The organism is Cronobacter sp. EKM101R (assembly GCF_963888145.1).
In the GTDB taxonomy this organism is placed as follows: Bacteria; Pseudomonadota; Gammaproteobacteria; order Enterobacterales; family Enterobacteriaceae; genus Cronobacter; species Cronobacter turicensis.
This window is the reverse complement of record NZ_CAWPHW010000001.1, coordinates 142,870-160,396: the sequence shown is the minus strand read 5'-3', so window position 1 is coordinate 160,396 and position 17,527 is coordinate 142,870. Positions and strand designations below refer to the sequence as shown.

The 17,527-nt window shown below is 61.0% G+C and carries 17 protein-coding genes; 4 read left to right on the top strand and 13 right to left on the bottom strand.

Features of this window, described 5'->3' with window-relative positions; genetic code table 11:
- Window positions 1–6: 6 nt before the first annotated feature.
- The 3 genes from AACV31_RS00860 to AACV31_RS00850 all read left to right on the top strand — a co-directional run bounded on the left by AACV31_RS00860 (window position 7) and on the right by AACV31_RS00850 (window position 2,698).
- Entirely contained in the window at window positions 7–441 is a 435-nt protein-coding gene (locus AACV31_RS00860) for a tripartite tricarboxylate transporter TctB family protein (RefSeq protein ID WP_165154810.1), read from the top strand.
- 11 nt (window positions 442–452) lie between these two features.
- Complete coding sequence (locus AACV31_RS00855; protein WP_015741913.1) at window positions 453–1,970, top strand: tripartite tricarboxylate transporter permease; 1,518 nt, start codon at window positions 453–455, stop codon at window positions 1,968–1,970.
- A gap of 104 nt (window positions 1,971–2,074) precedes the next feature.
- Window positions 2,075–2,698: a DUF2238 domain-containing protein gene (locus AACV31_RS00850; RefSeq protein ID WP_161588472.1), complete on the top strand. Its 624-nt coding sequence runs from the start codon at window positions 2,075–2,077 to the stop codon at window positions 2,696–2,698.
- Here the strand turns inward: AACV31_RS00850 and menE are convergent.
- The 8 genes from menE to AACV31_RS00810 all read right to left on the bottom strand — a co-directional run bounded on the left by menE (window position 2,675) and on the right by AACV31_RS00810 (window position 10,638).
- Window positions 2,675–4,066 carry an o-succinylbenzoate--CoA ligase gene (gene menE, locus AACV31_RS00845; RefSeq protein ID WP_165154812.1) on the bottom strand — a complete coding sequence of 464 codons (1,392 nt, stop codon included), beginning with the start codon at window positions 4,064–4,066 and terminating at the stop codon, window positions 2,675–2,677. The genes AACV31_RS00850 and menE overlap by 24 nt on opposite strands.
- Window positions 4,063–5,028 carry an o-succinylbenzoate synthase gene (menC, locus tag AACV31_RS00840; protein ID WP_165154814.1) on the bottom strand — a complete coding sequence of 322 codons (966 nt, stop codon included), beginning with the start codon at window positions 5,026–5,028 and terminating at the stop codon, window positions 4,063–4,065. The genes menE and menC overlap by 4 nt, the downstream gene beginning before the upstream one ends.
- Entirely contained in the window at window positions 5,028–5,885 is an 858-nt protein-coding gene (menB, locus tag AACV31_RS00835) for a 1,4-dihydroxy-2-naphthoyl-CoA synthase (protein WP_165154816.1), read from the bottom strand. The genes menC and menB overlap by 1 nt, the downstream gene beginning before the upstream one ends.
- A 12-nt stretch (window positions 5,886–5,897) precedes the next feature.
- Window positions 5,898–6,662 (bottom strand): 2-succinyl-6-hydroxy-2,4-cyclohexadiene-1-carboxylate synthase, encoded by a 765-nt coding sequence (gene menH, locus AACV31_RS00830; protein ID WP_165154818.1) that lies wholly within the window; start codon window positions 6,660–6,662, stop codon window positions 5,898–5,900.
- Complete coding sequence (gene menD, locus AACV31_RS00825) at window positions 6,662–8,329, bottom strand: 2-succinyl-5-enolpyruvyl-6-hydroxy-3-cyclohexene-1-carboxylic-acid synthase (RefSeq protein WP_165154820.1); 1,668 nt, start codon at window positions 8,327–8,329, stop codon at window positions 6,662–6,664. Before menD ends, menH begins: the two co-directional genes overlap by 1 nt.
- Before the next feature lie 84 nt (window positions 8,330–8,413).
- Complete coding sequence (gene menF, locus AACV31_RS00820) at window positions 8,414–9,703, bottom strand: isochorismate synthase MenF (protein WP_165154822.1); 1,290 nt, start codon at window positions 9,701–9,703, stop codon at window positions 8,414–8,416.
- 103 nt (window positions 9,704–9,806) lie between these two features.
- Window positions 9,807–10,118: a stress response protein ElaB gene (gene elaB / locus AACV31_RS00815; RefSeq protein WP_007762748.1), complete on the bottom strand. Its 312-nt coding sequence runs from the start codon at window positions 10,116–10,118 to the stop codon at window positions 9,807–9,809.
- A gap of 49 nt (window positions 10,119–10,167) precedes the next feature.
- On the bottom strand, window positions 10,168–10,638 hold the full coding sequence (locus tag AACV31_RS00810) for a GNAT family N-acetyltransferase (RefSeq protein ID WP_075199433.1): 471 nt from the start codon (window positions 10,636–10,638) through the stop codon (window positions 10,168–10,170).
- 73 nt (window positions 10,639–10,711) lie between these two features.
- Here AACV31_RS00810 and rnz point away from each other — a divergent pair, with 73 nt between their 5' ends.
- On the top strand, window positions 10,712–11,626 hold the full coding sequence (gene rnz / locus AACV31_RS00805) for a ribonuclease Z (protein ID WP_165154824.1): 915 nt from the start codon (window positions 10,712–10,714) through the stop codon (window positions 11,624–11,626).
- Window positions 11,627–11,679: 53 nt separating this feature from the next.
- Here the strand turns inward: rnz and nuoN are convergent, their stop codons facing one another.
- The 5 genes from nuoN to nuoJ all read right to left on the bottom strand — a co-directional run bounded on the left by nuoN (window position 11,680) and on the right by nuoJ (window position 17,526).
- On the bottom strand, window positions 11,680–13,137 hold the full coding sequence (nuoN, locus tag AACV31_RS00800) for an NADH-quinone oxidoreductase subunit NuoN (RefSeq protein WP_007762757.1): 1,458 nt from the start codon (window positions 13,135–13,137) through the stop codon (window positions 11,680–11,682).
- Between the two features lie 6 nt (window positions 13,138–13,143).
- Window positions 13,144–14,673 carry an NADH-quinone oxidoreductase subunit M gene (gene nuoM / locus AACV31_RS00795; protein WP_165154826.1) on the bottom strand — a complete coding sequence of 510 codons (1,530 nt, stop codon included), beginning with the start codon at window positions 14,671–14,673 and terminating at the stop codon, window positions 13,144–13,146.
- A gap of 155 nt (window positions 14,674–14,828) precedes the next feature.
- A complete protein-coding gene (nuoL, locus tag AACV31_RS00790; protein ID WP_007762763.1) occupies window positions 14,829–16,667 on the bottom strand; it encodes an NADH-quinone oxidoreductase subunit L in 1,839 nt (612 codons plus the stop codon).
- Window positions 16,664–16,966, bottom strand: a complete 303-nt coding sequence (gene nuoK / locus AACV31_RS00785) for an NADH-quinone oxidoreductase subunit NuoK (protein ID WP_004388260.1) — start codon at window positions 16,964–16,966, stop codon at window positions 16,664–16,666. The genes nuoL and nuoK overlap by 4 nt, the downstream gene beginning before the upstream one ends.
- A complete protein-coding gene (nuoJ, locus tag AACV31_RS00780; protein ID WP_007762766.1) occupies window positions 16,963–17,526 on the bottom strand; it encodes an NADH-quinone oxidoreductase subunit J in 564 nt (187 codons plus the stop codon). The genes nuoK and nuoJ overlap by 4 nt, the downstream gene beginning before the upstream one ends.
- Between the last annotated feature and the right edge of the window lies 1 nt (window position 17,527).

Genomic DNA, 17,527 nt, shown 5'->3' with positions numbered 1-17,527 from the left:
GAGGATGTGATGAGCGATCGCATTTTTGCCGGGATCTGGATCGTGCTGTGTATCGGCGGGCTGTTTGTGGCCTGGCAGATCCACAGCGAGTACGCCTACGAGCCGGTCGGCCCGCGCCCTTTCCCGATGGGCATTATCGCGCTGATGCTGCTGTGCGCGGTGCTGTTACTGCTGCGCCAACCGGATGTCGTCGCCTGGCCGCATCATGCCGTGCTGCAACGGCTGGTGGTGATGGTGATTGTGTTGCTGCTCTACGCCTGGGGCTTTGAATGGCTGGGCTTTCCGCTCGCCACCGCGCTGCTGACGGCGGTGATCGGCATGCTTTTCGGCGCGCAGCTTCCGGCGGCGCTGGTATCCGGCGTGGTGATGGGCGGCGTGCTCTGGTACGCCTTTGACCGCTTGCTTGACGTGACGCTGCCCCTCGGGGCCTGGCTTAATTAACGGGAGCTTTTATGGATACCTGGCTTTATCTCTCGCAGGGCTTCGCCGTCGCGCTGACGCCCACCAACCTGCTGATTGCGCTGATTGGCTGTTTTGTCGGCACTATCGTCGGGCTGCTGCCGGGCCTCGGGCCGATTAACGGCGTCGCCATTCTGCTGCCGCTGGCGTTCGCGATTCATCTGCCTGCGGAGTCGGCGCTGATCCTGCTCGCTACGGTCTACATCGGCTGTGAATATGGCGGGCGCATTTCATCGATACTGCTCAACGTGCCGGGCGACGCGGCGGCGATCATGACGGCGCTGGATGGCTACCCGATGGCGCAGCAGGGGCGCGGCGGCGTGGCGCTCTCCATCTCCGCCGTCAGCTCATTCGTCGGCTCGTTTATCGCGATTTTCGGCATTATTCTTTTCGCCCCGGTACTGGCGGAGTGGTCGCTGGCGTTCGGCCCGGCGGAATATTTCGCGCTGATGGTATTCGCCATCGCCTGCCTTGGCAGCATGATGGCGCAAAACCCGCTGAAATCGTTCCTGGCCGCGTTGATTGGCCTCGGGCTTGCGACGGTCGGCGTGGACGCCAATACCGGCGTGTATCGCTTTACGTTTGACAGCGTGCATCTCTCGGATGGCGTGCAGTTTATCGTGGTGGTGATTGGTCTGTTCTCGGTGTCTGAAATTCTGCTGATGCTGGAGAGCACCAGCAGCGGCCAGACGCTGGTGCGTAAAACCGGGCGCATGATGTTTAACGCCAAAGAAGCGGCCGCCTGTACGGGCGCGACGTTGCGCTCGTCGGTGATCGGCTTTTTTGTCGGCATCCTGCCGGGCGCAGGGGCGACTATCGCCAGCGCCATTACCTACATGACCGAGAAAAAGCTCGGCGATAAAGACGGCTCGTTCGGCAAAGGCGATATTCGCGGCGTGGCGGCGCCTGAGGCGGCGAACAACGCCTCGGCCTGCGGCTCGTTTATCCCGATGCTCACCTTAGGCGTGCCCGGCTCCGGCACCACGGCGGTGATGATGGGCGCGTTGACGCTCTATAACATTACGCCGGGACCGGCAATGTTTACCGAACAGCCGGATATCGTCTGGGGGCTTATCGCGGCGCTGCTTATCGCTAACGTGATGCTGCTTATCATGAATATTCCGTTGATTGGCCTCTTCACCCGGATGCTGACCATTCCGCTGTGGTTCCTGGTGCCGGCCATCGCGGCGGTCTCGGCGGTAGGCGTCTACGCGGTGCACAGCACGACGTTCGATCTGGTGCTGATGGTGGGCCTCGGCGTGCTGGGCTATATCCTGCGTAAAATGCACTTCCCGATGTCGCCGCTGATCCTGGGCTTCGTGCTGGGGGAGATGCTGGAGCAGAACCTGCGCCGCGCGCTCTCTATCAGTAACGGCGAGCTCGGTATTTTATGGCAGAGCGGCGTGACCAAAACTTTGCTGATTATGGCGACGCTGGTGATTGTCGTGCCGCCGCTGGTGAAGCAGCTACGCAAGCGTCAGCTAAAAACGCAGGACGATCCTGCCTCCTGAGGGTAAAACGTCGCTGGTCGCCGCGTAACGGCCAGCGACGGAAACCATTGTATTTTCGCCGTATCTGCCTGATAGTTACCGTTTTAACTTTCTGGTTATCCGTTATGACCGTCGCATCGTCCCGTTCGGGGTTAACATTCGCAGCGCTGGCGCTGGCCCTGATTCTTGTTTACACCGGTATCAGCGCAGGAGACAAACTCACCTGGCTGATGGAAGTGACGCCGGTCATTATCATCGTTCCGCTCTTGATGGCCACGTATTCGCGCTATCCGTTAACTCCGCTGCTTTATGTGCTGATTTTCTTCCATGCCATCATTTTGATGGTCGGCGGTATGTACACGTACGCAAAAGTCCCCCTCGGTTTTGACGTTCAGGCGTGGCTGGATTTAAGCCGCAATCCCTACGACAAACTGGGACACTTTTTTCAGGGACTCGTACCGGCGCTGGCGGCGCGGGAAATTTTGCTTCGCGGCGGCTACGTTCACGGACGTAAAATGCTCGCCTTCGTGGTCTGCTGTATTGCGCTGGCGATTAGCGCCGTTTACGAGCTGATCGAATGGTGGTCGGCGCTGGCGCTGGGACAAGGCGCGGATGACTTTCTCGGCACCCAGGGCGATCCCTGGGATACCCAGTCGGATATGTTTTGCGCCCTGCTCGGCGCGCTGACTACCGTTTTAGCGTTGGGCCACTGGCATACAAAGCAGCTATTGCACCTCCAGCGCGCCTGAGTCAGAAATGGCCTGCTGGTTTACCCAGTCACGTAACGCCCGGCGGGATATTTTAATCCCGCCTGCTTTCAGCGCTTCAGGCAGCCGCAGCCAGCGCACCGGCTGCTGGAAGCGCGCCAGCTTATCGGCGCACCAGCTTGCCAGCACGGACAGGTCGCCCTGTTCGCTGCACTCCACGACCGCCACCGGCCGCTGCCCAAATTCCGCATCATCCTGCGGCACAATAAAAATTTGTTCAATCCACGGATGGGCGCCAATCACCCGCTCCACATCCTCCGGCTGAATCCCTTCTCCGCCGCTAAAAAAGAGATTATCCATTCTTCCGAGGAGGGTCAGCCTGCCCTCGTCGATTCTGCCGCCATCACGGGTGGCGAACCACCCGTGCTCATTGGTCAGCGGGATAATTTTTCCCTCGCGCCAGTAGCCTGCGGCCATGCTGTCCGAGCGAAGCCAGACTTCGCCATCGACAATCCGCAACTCGCGTCCCGGCAAAGGCTGCCCGACATCCGGCAGACCATCCGCCTCTTTGGCGCATACTGTGGAGGCAAACTCGGTCAGCCCGTAGCCGCACCAGCAGCGAATACCGCGCTTACGGGCCTGTTCGGTTAGCGCTACCGGGATCGCCGCGCCCCCCAGCAGCACCGCCTTAAGCGACACGTCAACGCCGCTATTCAGAAGACGCCAGAGCTGGGTCGCCACCAGGGAGGCATGCGTGCAGCCGCGTAACGCCTGTTCCAGCGGCTGCTTGTCGCGTACCGTCAGGCCTGCGCCCGCAACCAGCCAGCGCCAGAGAATGCCCTGGCCGGAAACGTGAAACAGCGGCAGCGAGAGCAGCCAGTCGTCATGCGGGGCAAACGGTATCATCGCCAGCACGCCCTCAGCGCTGGCAAGATGGGCGCGAAAAGTGTGCACTGCCGCTTTCGGTAGTCCGGTCGACCCTGAAGTCAGCGTCAGGGAAGCGATACGATCTTCTCGCCAGGGCGCCGCGCGCTCGCCTGTGGCTGGCTGCAACGTCAGTGAATGAAGCGCCACCGGCAGACAGCCGCCGTTCAACACCAGCGCATGGCGCAGGTCCAGCGTCGGCAGCAGTTCAGCCAGCAGGGGCGCGGGCAGCTGCGGATTTAGCGGCAGGACGCGAGCGCCGCACTGCAGCAGGGCCAGCCACGACAGCAAAGCATCGGGCTGATTATAAGCGCGCAGCAGCACGCCATCGCCGTCGCGAACGCCCTGGGCGTGAAATCCCGCCGCCAGCGCATCAATGCATGTGCACAGTTCCCGCCAGCTTAGCCGCCGCTCGTTCAGGCACAGCGCCTGCACCTCCCCTCTCAGTCGCGCCCAGTGACGCCACGGCCAGTCAAAGAAGCTCACAGCAGCGGCTCCAGCGCATCCACCGACCAGCACGGCAACGGGCTGTCAGGCCACGGGCGCACCAGTTGGGCCTGCATCAGCGCGAGCGTATCAAGCCCCGGCGTGACGCCCGGCGTCAGCCATGCGGCAAGCCGCGCAAGCTGGGTTAAGCCGAGACTGGATTCCAGAGAGGAGCTGATTACCGCCGTCAGCCCCGCCGCGTGCGCGCAGGCAATCTGCTCGCGCACCCGCTCAAGGCTGCCGGTAAGCGTCGGCTTGATAACCACCGCCCGCAGGCCAGGCTCCGCGGCGACGGTAAAGCCCCGCTCGCGCAGGCTCTCATCCCAGGCGATAGCAATGCCGGTATGCGCCGCGAACGCGCGGGAATCGTCAGGCGTTTTGCAGGGTTCTTCGATAAATTCGATGCGCGAGCGGTACGCCGGATTAACATATTTCGCGAACTGCTGCGCTTTCACGGGCGTCCAGGCACGGTTAGCGTCAAGCCGCAGGCGCAGCGCAGGCAGCGCCTCCAGCAGCAGGTTGACGACCATGCCGTCGCGCACCGCCTCATACAGCCCCACTTTGACCTTAGCGACGTTATCGCCGCGCTGCCCGGCAAGGCGCGCGAAGAGTTCATCCGGATCGCCGGTGCACAGCGGCGCGACGTGATAGTTTCCGGCCTGCGGCAGCGTGCCATGAAGCTCCGCCTGCGCGAGGCTTAAGCCGAACGCGACGCTCGCCATCGCTGGCAGCGCAGAGGCATCGCCGCGTTGCCACGCCAGAAGCCAGTCGCGCGCGGCAGGCAGCGCGGCGTCCAGCGTCTCTTCGCTGAATCCCGGCAGCGGCGCGATGTCGCCCCATCCTTCGCGCCCGTTGTCACGCAGGCGCACCAGCAGGCCATCGCGGGTTTTCAGGCGCCGCTCCCGCAGCACCACGCCCGCGTCCATCGGCACCTGATAACGATAAAGCTGTGCCGCGCGCATTACGGGTTACGCTTGAATTTGCTGAAATCCGGCTGGCGCTTCTGGTTGAACGCGTTGCGCCCTTCCTGGCCTTCTTCGGTCATGTAGAAAAGCATGGTCGCATTGCCCGCCAGCTCCTGAAGCCCCGCCTGACCGTCGCAGTCGGCATTGAGCGCCGCTTTCAGGCAGCGCAGCGCCATCGGGCTGTTTTGCAGCATCTCACGGCACCAGCGCACCGTCTCTTTCTCAAGCTCCGCCAGCGGGACGACGGTGTTCACCAGCCCCATATCCAGCGCCTGCTGCGCGTCGTACTGACGGCACAGGAACCAGATTTCACGCGCTTTTTTCTGGCCGACGATGCGCGCCATGTAAGAAGCGCCCCAGCCGCCGTCAAACGAGCCGACTTTCGGCCCCGTCTGGCCAAACACCGCGTTTTCCGCCGCAATCGTCAGATCGCACATCATATGCAGCACGTGGCCGCCGCCAATCGCAAAGCCCGCCACCATCGCCACGACCGGTTTCGGGCAGGTGCGGATCTGGCGCTGGAAATCGAGCACATTGAGATGATGCACGCCGGAGTCGTCCTGATAGCCGCCGTAGTCGCCGCGTACTTTCTGGTCGCCGCCCGCGCAGAAGGCTTTTTCGCCTTCGCCGGTCAGGATAATCACGCCGATATTGTCGTCATAGCGCGCATCCGCCAGCGCGTTAATCATCTCTTTAACGGTGAGCGGGCGAAACGCGTTGCGCACCTGCGGGCGGTTAATGGTGATTTTGGCGATGCCGTCAGTGGATTTCTGATAGCGGATATCGGTGTAGCCTTCTGAACAGTCGAGCCATTCGGCAGGCGCATACAGCATCGCTTCATCAGGATAGATCATGGGAGTTCTCCGTTAGGGGCGCAAAATCGCGTTAAGACAACAGGCCACCGCAGCCGGGTTTTCCCGGTGCGCGTTGTGGCCTGCGCCAGTAATCAAATGCAAAGAGGCATTGAGCGTGGCGGCGAGCGCGCGAAATTTTGCATCGCGCTCGCCGCAGAGGTAATGAAACGGTACGGGCAACTGCGCCAGCGGCGCATACAGCGGCGGCTGGCGGCCGAGCGAGGTAGCTTCCAGCATCGTGGCCAGGGCGGTGGGCGCATTACGGGCGCGCAATGTTATTAGTGCCTCGCGCTGCGCGTCGGTCAGCGTGGCGAAAACGGGCTGGCGATACCAGGCGTCCAGCACCGTTTCAATCGGTTCATTGTGAAACCGCTGCGCCCACTGTTTATCAGCAAGGAAACGCGCGTTGCGCTCATCGGCATTCAGAAGCCCAGGATGGCCGCCTTCCACCACCAGCCCACGCAGGCCGGGCGTCTCGCCCTGCGTAGCATGAAACATCGCTATCCGCCCGCCAAGCGAGTAACCCACCAGCCAGTAGTTAAGTATGTTGTAACTATTTAACGTTGCGATGAGCTGTTCGTTAACGTGCGCAAAATCCACGGCGCGGAGATGCGCCGAGCCGCCGTGGCCCGGCAGATTGATAAACAGATGGTTATGCTCCACGCAGGCCGCAGCGACTGCCTGCCACTCGCGCTGGTCGCCGAGAAAACCGTGCAGCCAGACGACAGCGCCGCGCGCGGCAGCGCGGGCGGGCTGAAAATACGCGGCCAGCGGCATCAGGCGCACACCTGTCTGATTAGGCGCTGGAACACCTGCGCGCCGGCGGTTTCCGGGACGCGCAGTTCAATGATGGTCGCGACCGGCGAGCGCCATGCGCGCGCCATCGTCTCTTTAAGCGCGGCCAGGCTCTCCGGCGCGTCGTAGTTCAGCGAAAACATCGCCGCCGCAGGCGCAAAGCTGACGTTTTGCGGCATACAGTAGAATTTTTCGCGCTCGCGGGCGGGCGTCGGGAGCATGGAGAAGATCTGCCCGCCGTTGTTGTTCACGACGATCAGCACGAAAGGCGCGGGCGCGTCGCGCAGGAGCGCCAGCGCGTTGAGATCGTACAGCGTGGAGAGATCGCCCAGCACCGCAAGCGTGGGTTTACCGGTGGCGCGCTGCACGCCCGCCGCGGTGGAGACCAGCCCGTCGATGCCGCTCGCGCCGCGGTTGCCGTAGACCGGATAACCGGCGGGCAACTGCGCCAGCGCATCCACCAGCCGCACCGTCAGGCTGTTGCCGAGAAAAAGTTGTCCATCCGGCGCCAGCAGTTCCGGAAGCCGGTGCGCCACCTGCGCCTCGCCCCATTCGGTGAGGCTGCGCGCCACGATGCGTTGCGTCTGCGCCGCCAGCCCTTCGAGCGGCTCGGCCCACGGCATCACGGGATGCGCCGGATGGTGTTCAAGCCAGGCGGAGATATCCGCCACCAGCCGACGCCCGCAATGATGCGCCGGATCGAGCCGCCCGGGCAGCGGATCGACAATCCAGTACTCCTGCGCACGACATTCGCTTTGCCACTGCAACACGCGTTTACCGGTCAGGCTGCCGCCAAACTGCACGACAATCTGCGCCTGCGCCAGCAGCGCGGCGGCATCAGGGTGCGCGAGCCAGAGATCGGCGCACGGCAGCGGCTGGCCGGTTTGCGACAATACATCGCCAATCAGCGGCCAGCCAAGACGCGCCGCCCACAGCGCGACGTTCTTGCCTTCCTGCGCTGTGAGCCTCCCTGCCAGCACCACGCCGCGCTGTTCACGCCAGAAAGGCCAGTCAGCCTGTGTGCTGACGGCCTGCGTATTCTCATAGCGCAACCAGGGCGTGTTCGTCTGCCACCATTCGCCCGGCGCCTGCTGCCACGCAAGGCCCGTATCGTCCAGCTCGCCATAGAGCGGTTCGGCGAACGGGCAGTTGATATGCAGCGCGCCTGCCTTTAGCGCGCCCATCTTTTCATCGATGGCGCTGATAAGCCAGGCGGCGGGAATGGACGGCGTGGGACGCGGTAAATCGAGTGCGGCGGCGGGATGTGAGCCAAAAATGGCCTGCTGACGAATCGCCTGATTCGCGCCGCAATCAATCAGCTCCGGCGGGCGGTCGGCGGTGATCACCACCAGTTTTTCGCCCGTCAGCCCCGCTTCTATCACTGCGGGGTACAGATTCGCCACCGCCGTACCGGACGTGACAATCACCGCCACCGGCTCGCCGCTCGCTTTGGCAAGCCCCAGCGCCAGATGACCAAGCCCTCGCTCATCGAAATGGGTATGCGGCATAAACGCCGGATGTTGCGCGGCGGCGAGCGTAAGGGGCGTGGAGCGCGAGCCCGGCGCGATGCAAAGATGGCGCACGCCATGGCGGCTCAGCGCCTCAAGGATGACGCCAGCCCAGCGGCGGTTGAAAGTGCTTGTCGACATAAGCTTGTCCGGTATCAATTTAGCCGGTTTATTATAAAGCCTCGTCGAAATCGAATTTTGATATGGGTCGGGTTGTGGCGCGGCTCACTGCGCAAGAAGCATGAGCAGGGCCGCGGCTTTGTTCTCGATTTCCTGCCATTCCAGCGCGGCCTGCGAGCCTGCCACCAGCCCGGCGCCCGCATAGACGCGGATCGTCTCATCCTTAAGCCGCGCCGAGCGCAGGCTGACGCAAAACTCTGATTGCTCCAGCGACAGATACCCGGCTGAGCCGGCGTACCATTCGCGATCGAACGGCTCGTGTTCAGCGATAAAACGACGCGCCGCCTCACGCGGCAGGCCCGCCACCGCGGCGGTAGGCTGCAACTGACGCAGACACGCCGCGTCGTCCGGTGCATAAAGCCGCGCCGTGATAGCGCATTTCAGATGCTGTACCCGCCTCAGCCGCACCACTTCAGGCAACCGCGCAGAAATGCTATGCGCAATCGCCTGTAGCCGCTCGCGAATATCTTCCACTACCAGCGCATTTTCGCGCTGATTTTTATCATCGGCCAGCAGCCATGCGGCGCGCGCCTGCGCCTGATCGTCGTCGGGAAGATTCTCCACCGTGCCCGCCAGCGCCTCGGTGTCAAGCGCCAGCCCGCGGCGCCGCCACAGCCGCTCCGGCGTGGAGCCGAGAAACGCCTCGCGCGCGCTAAACGCCAGATAAAAATGGTAGCAATGGTGATTGGCTTCGCGGCTTGCGGCCATCAGCGCCGTCGCATCAGGCGGTGCGATAAAACGCAGATCGGTGGCGCGCGCCAGCACCACTTTGGCGATGTCGCCGCGATCGATAGCGCTCGTCGCCGCCCCGACCAGCTGCGTCCACGGCTGCGCCTGCGGGACATCGCAGCGGCTGACGCGGCGCGGTGGGCGCTGCATCAGCGTTTGTCGCGCCGGTTGCAGGTTATGAATGAGCGGCTTTAACGCCTGCGCCGCCTTTTGTTGCGAGCAGGCGCTGTAGATCGTCACAATCAGCCAGGCGCGATTCTCCTCCCTGCGTAACTCCAGACGCGGGACGAAGAAAAGCCCGTTTTGCGGATCAAACGCGTTCAGCCCCCATGCGCGCAGCCCTGGCGTATCGGCATGCTGGCGTAAAAGCGCTTGCGCCTCATCGAGGCTTGAGAATGTGCACGCCGCGCCAAGCGTGGCGGCCTCTTCATGGCCCTCGCGAGAACGCCAGTAAAACTGCGGGAAACCAGGCTGCGCGCCAAGCCAGGCGAGAAAATCACAGGATTCAGGGGAAAATTCAAAGGCGCAACGCCAGAGGCCGGGCGTATCCGGCGCGTCGGCAAGCGCCTTTTCCGCCAGCGCCTGCGCTGCGGCGAGGGTGTTCACTGGTTTCCTTTCCTTTGCTTAAAACCATGCATTCTACAGGGTCTTAAAGGCAAAAAAAATGGCGCACCCGAAATGGATGCGCCGGTGCGCGATGTGCCGTGAATTAACGGCGGGCTAACAGCAGGCCCAGCACCAGACCTGCGGCGGCACCGATACCTACGCCCTGCCACGGTTTTTCATGCACATAGTCATCGGCACGATAGACCGCCTGTTTGGCGCGGAAGTAGTAGTTGTCGGACGCCGTGCTGACGCGGCTTTTCACGTCATGCAGCGCCTGCTCCGCGCGGGCTTTCAGCTCAACATATTTTTGATCCGCCGGGTCGCCGGAAGAACGCAGGATCTCTTCCAGAGTATCGCTCAGCAGGGTCAGATCATCGTCTACGCGCGTTTCATAAGGTTGTGAAGATAAAGGCATAACTGGTCTCCGTGTTAACAAGTTACCGGTTTGCTAACTATAGACACTCTCACGCTTTTTTGCCTGGACGCGGTTCGCGCCGCATCCCGATGTGCGGGATGCCGTCTTCGTCATAGATATCGGTGGCGGGAACAAAGCCAAACTGCGCGTAAAACGCCTGGAGATGCGCCTGCGCGCTCAGGTATAGCGGGCTTTGCGGCCAGTTGCGCTCGCAGCTCTCCACGGCGCGTTTCATCAGCTCCACGCCCAGCTTTTCACCCCGCGCGGCGCCGGAAACAATGACCCGCCCTATCGCAACAGGTGTGTGTGGATCGTCACTTTTCAGAATCCTCGCATAAGCAATCAGCTGATTATCGCGCCAGGCAAGCAGATGGCGGTTCTCGCCCACCAGATCTTCACCATCCACATCCAGATAAGGGCACGTTTGTTCAACCACAAACACTTCACAGCGCAGCTTCAGCAGCGCGTATAACGTCGGGACATCCAGCTCGGCGTGATGCTTATCCTGCCAGTCGATCATATTGGGCTCCAGAATGTGCGGCGATCCTCGTTATACTAAAAGCTTTCGCGCAATCGTACAGAGTAAATTGCTCATGGAACTGACATTTTTAGGCACCAGCGCCGGGCTGCCCTCAACGACCCGCAATGTGACGGCCATCGTGCTGAACCCGCAAAATAATCAGTCGGGGCTATGGCTTTTTGACTGCGGCGAGGCCACCCAGCACCAGATGCTGCGCGCCAGCGCCAACCCCGGCAAGATAGAGAAAATCTTTATCACGCACCTGCATGGCGATCACATCTTCGGGTTGCCGGGCATGCTGTGCAGCCGCTCCATGGCGGGCTGCGAGACGCCGCTTGAGGTTTATGGTCCGAAAGGCATCGCCGAATTTATCGAAACCACGCTGCGCCTGAGCGGCTCCTGGACCAGCTACCCGCTGAGCGTTCACGAGATAACCGAAGGGCAGCTGTTTGACGACGGCGAGCTTACCGTTACCGCATTCCCGCTCACGCACCCCGTAGAGTGTTACGGCTATCGTATTGAGGAGCATGATAAGCCCGGCGCGCTGGACGCGGCGCGCCTTAAGGCGGCGGGCGTCGCCCCAGGGCCGCTGTTTCAGCAGCTTAAGCGCGGCGAGACGGTGACGCTTGATGACGGACGCACGCTGTGCGGCGCCGATTACCTGAGCGCGCCGCGTCCTGGCAAAAAGATAGCGATTTTCGGCGATACCGCCCCGACGCCGCAGGCGGTCGCCCTCGCCCGCGAGGTGGATGTGATGGTTCATGAAACCACGCTTGAAGCGGCGATGGCGGAGAAAGCCAACGGTCGCGGACATTCAACCACGCAGCAGGCGGCGACGGTGGCGAAAGACGCGGGCGCGAAGCGTCTGGTGATGACGCATTTCAGCTCACGCTACGGCGCGGAAGACTGCCAGCGGCTCCTCGCGGAGTGCCAGGCCGTGTTCCCGGCAAGCGAGCTGGCGGAAGATTTCCTGACCATTACGGTATAGCGCCCATAAAAAAACCGCCGATAAACGGCGGTTTTTTAGCTTAAGCGCATGGCTTACATCAGCGGTTTCGCCAGCTGCACCAGCGTAATCAGCGGCTGCGGCCAGACACCCAGCACCAGTACCAGCAGCGCGGAGATCAGTACCACGACGCCGCCCGCGCTGTACGCCCAGTTGGACGGTACGTCGCGGTTAAGCTGCTGCGGCGCGTTCAGGTACAGGCTTACCGCTACGCGCAGGTAGTAGTAGAGGCCAATCGCAGAACCCACCACCACAGCGCCGGTCAGCCACCACAGGTTGGACTGCACACCCACGGCCAGCACGTAGAATTTACCGATAAAGCCCAGCGTCATCGGAATACCCGCCAGCGACAGCATCATCACGGTCATCACGGCCGACAGGATCGGACGGTGCCAGAACAGGCCACGGTAGGAGTAGAGCGAATCCGCGTCCGGGCCGCGATACGGGCTGGACATCAGGCTCACCACGCCGAACGCGCCGAGGCTGCTGAAGAGATAACCCGCCAGGTAAACGCCCACGGCTTCCATCGACATTTCGCCGCTTTTCAGCGCAATCAGCGCGACCAGCAGATAGCCCAGATGCGAGATGGAGGAGTAACCGAGCAGACGTTTAATGTTGGTCTGGGTCAGCGCCATCAGGTTACCGAAGATGATGGAGGCGAAGGCGAGCACACCTAACACCACGCGTACCGCCTCGCTGTCACCTAGCGGCGCGTAGAGGAACAGACGCATCACCACGCCGAAGATAGCGATTTTGCTCGCGGTCGCCAGGAACGTGGAAACCGGCGCAGGCGCGCCCTGGTAGACATCCGGCGTCCAGAGGTGGAACGGCACCAGAGAGAGCTTAAAGCCGAGGCCGACAATCATCAGGCCCAGACCCGCCAGCAGCAGCGGCTCGCTCAGCATGTTGTCCGCGAGGCTCTTACCGAGCGTGACGAACGACAGGCTGCCGGACTGCGCGTACACCAGCGCCATACCAAACAGCAGGAAGGACGAGGCCGCGGCAGACAGGATGGTGTATTTGATAGCCGCTTCCAGCGAGCGTTTCTGACGAAATGCGTAACCGACCAGGCCAAACAGCGGTAGAGAGATAAGCTCGATACCCAGGAACAGCGCCGCCAGATGATTGGCGTTCGCCAGCAGAATACCGCCCAGTGCGGCAATCAGCACCAGCAGGTAGAACTCTTCCTTGTTATCGTTGTAGCCCTGCAGCCACGGATAGGCGAAGGTGCAGGTGGCGAGGCTCGCCAGCAGCACCAGACCGGTATACAGCATGGCGTAACCGTCCACGCGCATCAGCGGCGTGACGTCCATCGCACCTGCCTGACCCACGAACCACAGCGACAGCAGCGCGGCGTTCAGTCCGACAACAGACAGCGTGGCATTGAGGAAGTGATTACGTCGCCACGCAATGGAGAGCATCACAACTACCACCGTCAATCCGACGATCAGCAGCGGTAGCAGCGCGATCAATTGTTGAGTAGTTATTGTCATGGCGAATTACGGCCTTGTAGTTGAAACAGAATCGGTAAACCACTGCTGAATATTGCTCATCGCCGAATGGGATGTATCCAGAATTGGCTGGGGATAAAAGCCCAGCAGTACCAGAAGCACCACCAGCAGCAGGATCATAAACAGCTCGCGCGGCGACAGACCGCGAATCTCCTGACTCGCCGCTTCGCTCTTCGGCTGACCGAAGTACGCGCGATGCAGCATCGCCAGCGAGTAAACGGACGCGAATACCAGACCGAAGGTCGAGATGACGGTAATCACCGGCACCACCTGGAAGCTGCCGAACAAGATCATGAATTCGCCGACGAAGTTACCGGTGCCCGGCATACCAAGCGTCGCCACGGCAAAGAACATCGACAGCGCCGGCAGCCATCTGATTTTGCTCCACAGACCGCCCATCTGGCGCATATCGCGAGTATGCAGACGCTCATAGAGCTGGCCGCACAGAATAAACAGACCCGCCGCGGAAAGACCGTGAGCAATCATCTGAATAACCGCGCCCTGATAAGCAAGCTGGCTGCCGGTGTAGATGGCGATCAGCACAAAGCCCATGTGGGAAACGGAGGTGTAGGCGATAAGACGTTTGATGTCGTACTGGGTAAAGGCCATCCACGCGCCGTAGAAGATGCCAATCACGCCAAGCCACATGGCGATCGGGGCGAATTCCGCGGAAGCGTTCGGGAACAGCGGCAGCGCGAAGCGCAGCAGACCGTAGGCCGCAGTTTTCAGCAGAATACCCGCGAGGTCAACGGAGCCTGCGGTCGGCGCCTGAGAGTGCGCGTCCGGCAGCCAGCCGTGCAGCGGCACCACCGGCATTTTCACCGCAAACGCGATGAAGAAGCCCAGCATCAGCAGATATTCAACACCGTGGGACATCGGCGTTTTCAGCAGGTGTTCATAGTTGAACGTCCACTCGCCCGTGGCGTTGTAGTGCACAAACACCAGCGCCAGGATAGCAATCAACATCACCAGACCGCTCGCCTGGGTATAGATGAAGAATTTGGTCGCCGCCGTGATACGCGTTTTACCGTCCGATGCCTTATGGCCCCACAGGGCAATCAGGAAGTACATCGGCACCAGCATCATTTCCCAGAAGAAGAAGAACAGGAACATGTCGATGGCGAGGAACACGCCGATCACGCCGCCCAGGATCCACATCAGGTTGAGGTGGAAGAAGCCCTGATATTTTTCAATTTCATTCCACGAGCAGAGCACCGCCAGCACGCCGAGCAGGCCCGTCAGCACCACCATCAGCAGCGACAGACCGTCGATGGCTAAGTGGATGGTGATCCCAAAACGCGGGATCCAGTCGTGAATGTACTGGTCCTGCCACTTCGGAAACTCACCGGATTGCGTCAGGGAGTAGCCGCCCTGCAACCAGAGTTGCAGGCCGAGCGCCAGCGTCAGCCCCATGGTAATCAGCGCAATCCAGCGCGGCACCTTGACGCCGAAGCGTTCGGTCTGCCAGCACAGGAAGCCGCCGATAAAGGGAATCAGTATTAGCCAGGGTAGTAACATGGCGATTTTTGTTCCTTGTTTAAGTCCAGCTCAGGCTATCTTACTCGTCACCGTGAACCCCGCTGCGCGCAGAGGGTGTTCACGGTGACTTCGCTGATAACGCCTGTCCTTTCAGACTTGATTTTCAACGAATTCTTTTAAAATTCACTTATGAATCAACGCAACACCATCAGCAACACCAGCACGACCACCGCACCAATGCTCATTGAGGCCACATACCAGCGCAGGTAGCCGTTCTCGCTCAGCAGCAGACCGCGGCCTGCGTAGCGGGAAAGGATGGCCGGAATGTTCATCAGCGCATTCAGCGGATCGCGTTGCAGCAGCCAGGCGATGCCCAGGAAAGGCTTGACGAACACTTTGTCATACAGCCAGTCGAAGCCCCAGGCGTGATACCACCAAGTGCCGAAGAAACGACCCGGCGCGCTTTTGGCGACGGCGGTGACCAGCGTACGCTTGCCAAGCCACAGCCAGGCGGCGATCAGGATACCGACAATCGCTACCACGCCCGAGGTGATTTCCAGCGCCATTTTGCCTTCGTGACCGAAGTGGTTTTCCGGCAATACGCCCGCCAGCGGCGGCGTAATCAGCGCGCCGACAAAGGTGGAAAGCACCAGCAGCACGATAAGCGGCAGATGATGGGTAATCCCCTTCCCTGCGTGTGCGTGAATTTTTTCTTCGCCGTGGAACACGATGAAAATCATGCGGAAGGTATAGATAGACGTCAGGAACGCGCCAACCAGACCCGCCAGCATTAAGTAGTTATGGCCGTTGGCAGCAGCGCCCCACAGAATTTCATCTTTACTGTAGAAGCCTGCGGTCACGACCGGCAGTGCCGCCAGGGCCGCGCCGCCCACCAGGAAGCAGGCGTAAACCAGCGGAATGGATTTACGCAGGCCGCCCATTTTGAAGATGTTCTGCTCGTGGTGGCACGCCAGAATGACGGAGCCGGACGAGAGGAACAGCAGCGCTTTAAAGAACGCGTGCGTCATCAGGTGGAAAATCGCCGCATCCCACGCCTGAACGCCAAGCGCCAGGAACATGTAGCCAATCTGGCTCATGGTGGAATACGCGAGAACACGTTTGATGTCGGTCTGCACCAGCGCGGCGAAGCCCGCCAGCACCAGCGTAATGGCACCAACGATACCGACCAGATGTAGGACGTCCGGCGTCAGCAGGAACAGGCCGTGGGTACGGGCAATCAGGTAAACGCCCGCGGTCACCATGGTTGCCGCGTGGATCAGCGCAGAAACCGGCGTCGGGCCCGCCATCGCATCCGCAAGCCAGGTCTGGAGCGGAAGCTGTGCGGATTTACCGACCGCGCCGCCGAGCAGCATTAGCGTCGCCCAGCGCAGCATTTCATTGCCGTTGGCGAAGTGCTGCGGCGCCAGTTCCACCATTTCGCGGAAGTTCAGCGTGCCGAGTTCGTTGTAGAGAATAAACAGCGCGAACGCGAGGAAGACGTCACCCACACGGGTCACGACAAACGCTTTCATCGCCGCGGCGCCGTTCTTCGGATCGGTGTAGTAGAAACCGATCAGCAGATAGGAGCAGAGACCCACGCCTTCCCAGCCGAGGTACATCAACAGCAGGTTATCGGAGAGCACCAGTACAACCATGCTCGCGATAAAGAGGTTGGTGTAGGCGAAGAAGCGGGAGTAGCCCTCTTCGCCGCGCATATACCAGGACGCGAACATGTGGATCAGGAAGCCTACGCCGGTAACCACAGAAAGCATGGTCAGCGAAAGGCCATCCAGCACCAGGTTGACGCCGATGTTGAAATCGCCGACTGACATCCAGGTCCACAGCGGCAGCGAGAATGCCTGCTTACCGTTATTAAAGAAATCAATGCCAGCGTAAGCGGTGACCAGCGCCGCCAGGCCCACAGAGCCGACCCCAATCGTCGCGGAGAGGTTTTCCGACCAGCGACCCCGGGAGAAGGCGAGCAGAATATAGCCAATCAATGGCAAAATAATGGTTAATGCGAGCAGGTTCATCCACGCATCTCACTTACTGAATCGATATTCAGGTTCTGGCGACGACGATGGAGTTGCAGCAGCAGCGCGAGGCCGATACTGGCTTCCGCCGCGGCTAAGCTAATCGCCAGGATATACATTATCTGACCGTCAGTCTGGCCCCAGTAGCTGCCAGCGACCACGAAAGCGAGCGCGGCGGCGTTAATCATGATTTCCAGCCCTATCAGCATAAACAGCAGATTGCGACGGATAACCAGACCGGTCAGACCCAGGACGAACAGAATAGCCGCCAGGATCAGTCCATGTTGTAACGGGATCATGCGCGCTCCTCCGTTTTTCTTTTCGACGCGTCCGACGGAGCCCCGCCGCGCACGCTTACCACATCGCCCGCTTTCTCTTCACGGCCCAGGTGGAAGGCCACGACCAGGCCCGCCAGCAGCAACATGGAAGCGAGTTCCACCGCCAGTACGTAAGTCTGGAACAGGTCTTTACCGACGGCTTTCGCGCTAATGGGGTTGCCTTCAATGCCCTGATCGTTAACGCCCAGAATGGCGTAGACAATCACCACCAACAGGACGGCCGAGAGAATGCCAGGGCCAATCCAGATCTGCGGTTTGAGCCATTCGCGCTCCTGACGCACCACGGAATCGCCGAGGTTCAGCATCATGACCACGAACACGAAGAGCACCATGATGGCGCCTGCGTAGACGATGATCTCCAGCGCACCGGCGAAGTAAGCGCCGAGTGAGAAAAAGACGCCTGCGATCGCCAGCAGCGAAATGATCAGGTACAGCAGCGCGTGTACCGGATTGCTGTGGGTGATCACCCGGGCGGTGGTCAGGACCGCCACAAGGGCGCAGATATAAAAAGCGAATTCCATT

What these genes read in the sequence shown, in the direction of transcription:
- AACV31_RS00855 (WP_015741913.1), top strand. Translation starts at nt 453, where the DNA reads ATGGATACCTGGCTTTATCTCTCGCAGGGCTTCGCCGTCGCGCTGACG.
- AACV31_RS00850 (WP_161588472.1), top strand. Translation starts at nt 2,075, where the DNA reads ATGACCGTCGCATCGTCCCGTTCGGGGTTAACATTCGCAGCGCTGGCG.
- menC (WP_165154814.1), bottom strand. Translation starts at nt 5,028, where the DNA reads ATGCGCGCGGCACAGCTTTATCGTTATCAGGTGCCGATGGACGCGGGC.
- menB (WP_165154816.1), bottom strand. Translation starts at nt 5,885, where the DNA reads ATGATCTATCCTGATGAAGCGATGCTGTATGCGCCTGCCGAATGGCTC.
- menH (WP_165154818.1), bottom strand. Translation starts at nt 6,662, where the DNA reads ATGCCGCTGGCCGCGTATTTTCAGCCCGCCCGCGCTGCCGCGCGCGGC.
- menD (WP_165154820.1), bottom strand. Translation starts at nt 8,329, where the DNA reads ATGTCGACAAGCACTTTCAACCGCCGCTGGGCTGGCGTCATCCTTGAG.
- elaB (WP_007762748.1), bottom strand. Translation starts at nt 10,118, where the DNA reads ATGCCTTTATCTTCACAACCTTATGAAACGCGCGTAGACGATGATCTG.
- AACV31_RS00810 (WP_075199433.1), bottom strand. Translation starts at nt 10,638, where the DNA reads ATGATCGACTGGCAGGATAAGCATCACGCCGAGCTGGATGTCCCGACG.
- rnz (WP_165154824.1), top strand. Translation starts at nt 10,712, where the DNA reads ATGGAACTGACATTTTTAGGCACCAGCGCCGGGCTGCCCTCAACGACC.
- nuoN (WP_007762757.1), bottom strand. Translation starts at nt 13,137, where the DNA reads ATGACAATAACTACTCAACAATTGATCGCGCTGCTACCGCTGCTGATC.
- nuoM (WP_165154826.1), bottom strand. Translation starts at nt 14,673, where the DNA reads ATGTTACTACCCTGGCTAATACTGATTCCCTTTATCGGCGGCTTCCTG.
- nuoL (WP_007762763.1), bottom strand. Translation starts at nt 16,667, where the DNA reads ATGAACCTGCTCGCATTAACCATTATTTTGCCATTGATTGGCTATATT.
- nuoK (WP_004388260.1), bottom strand. Translation starts at nt 16,966, where the DNA reads ATGATCCCGTTACAACATGGACTGATCCTGGCGGCTATTCTGTTCGTC.
- nuoJ (WP_007762766.1), bottom strand. Translation starts at nt 17,526, where the DNA reads ATGGAATTCGCTTTTTATATCTGCGCCCTTGTGGCGGTCCTGACCACC.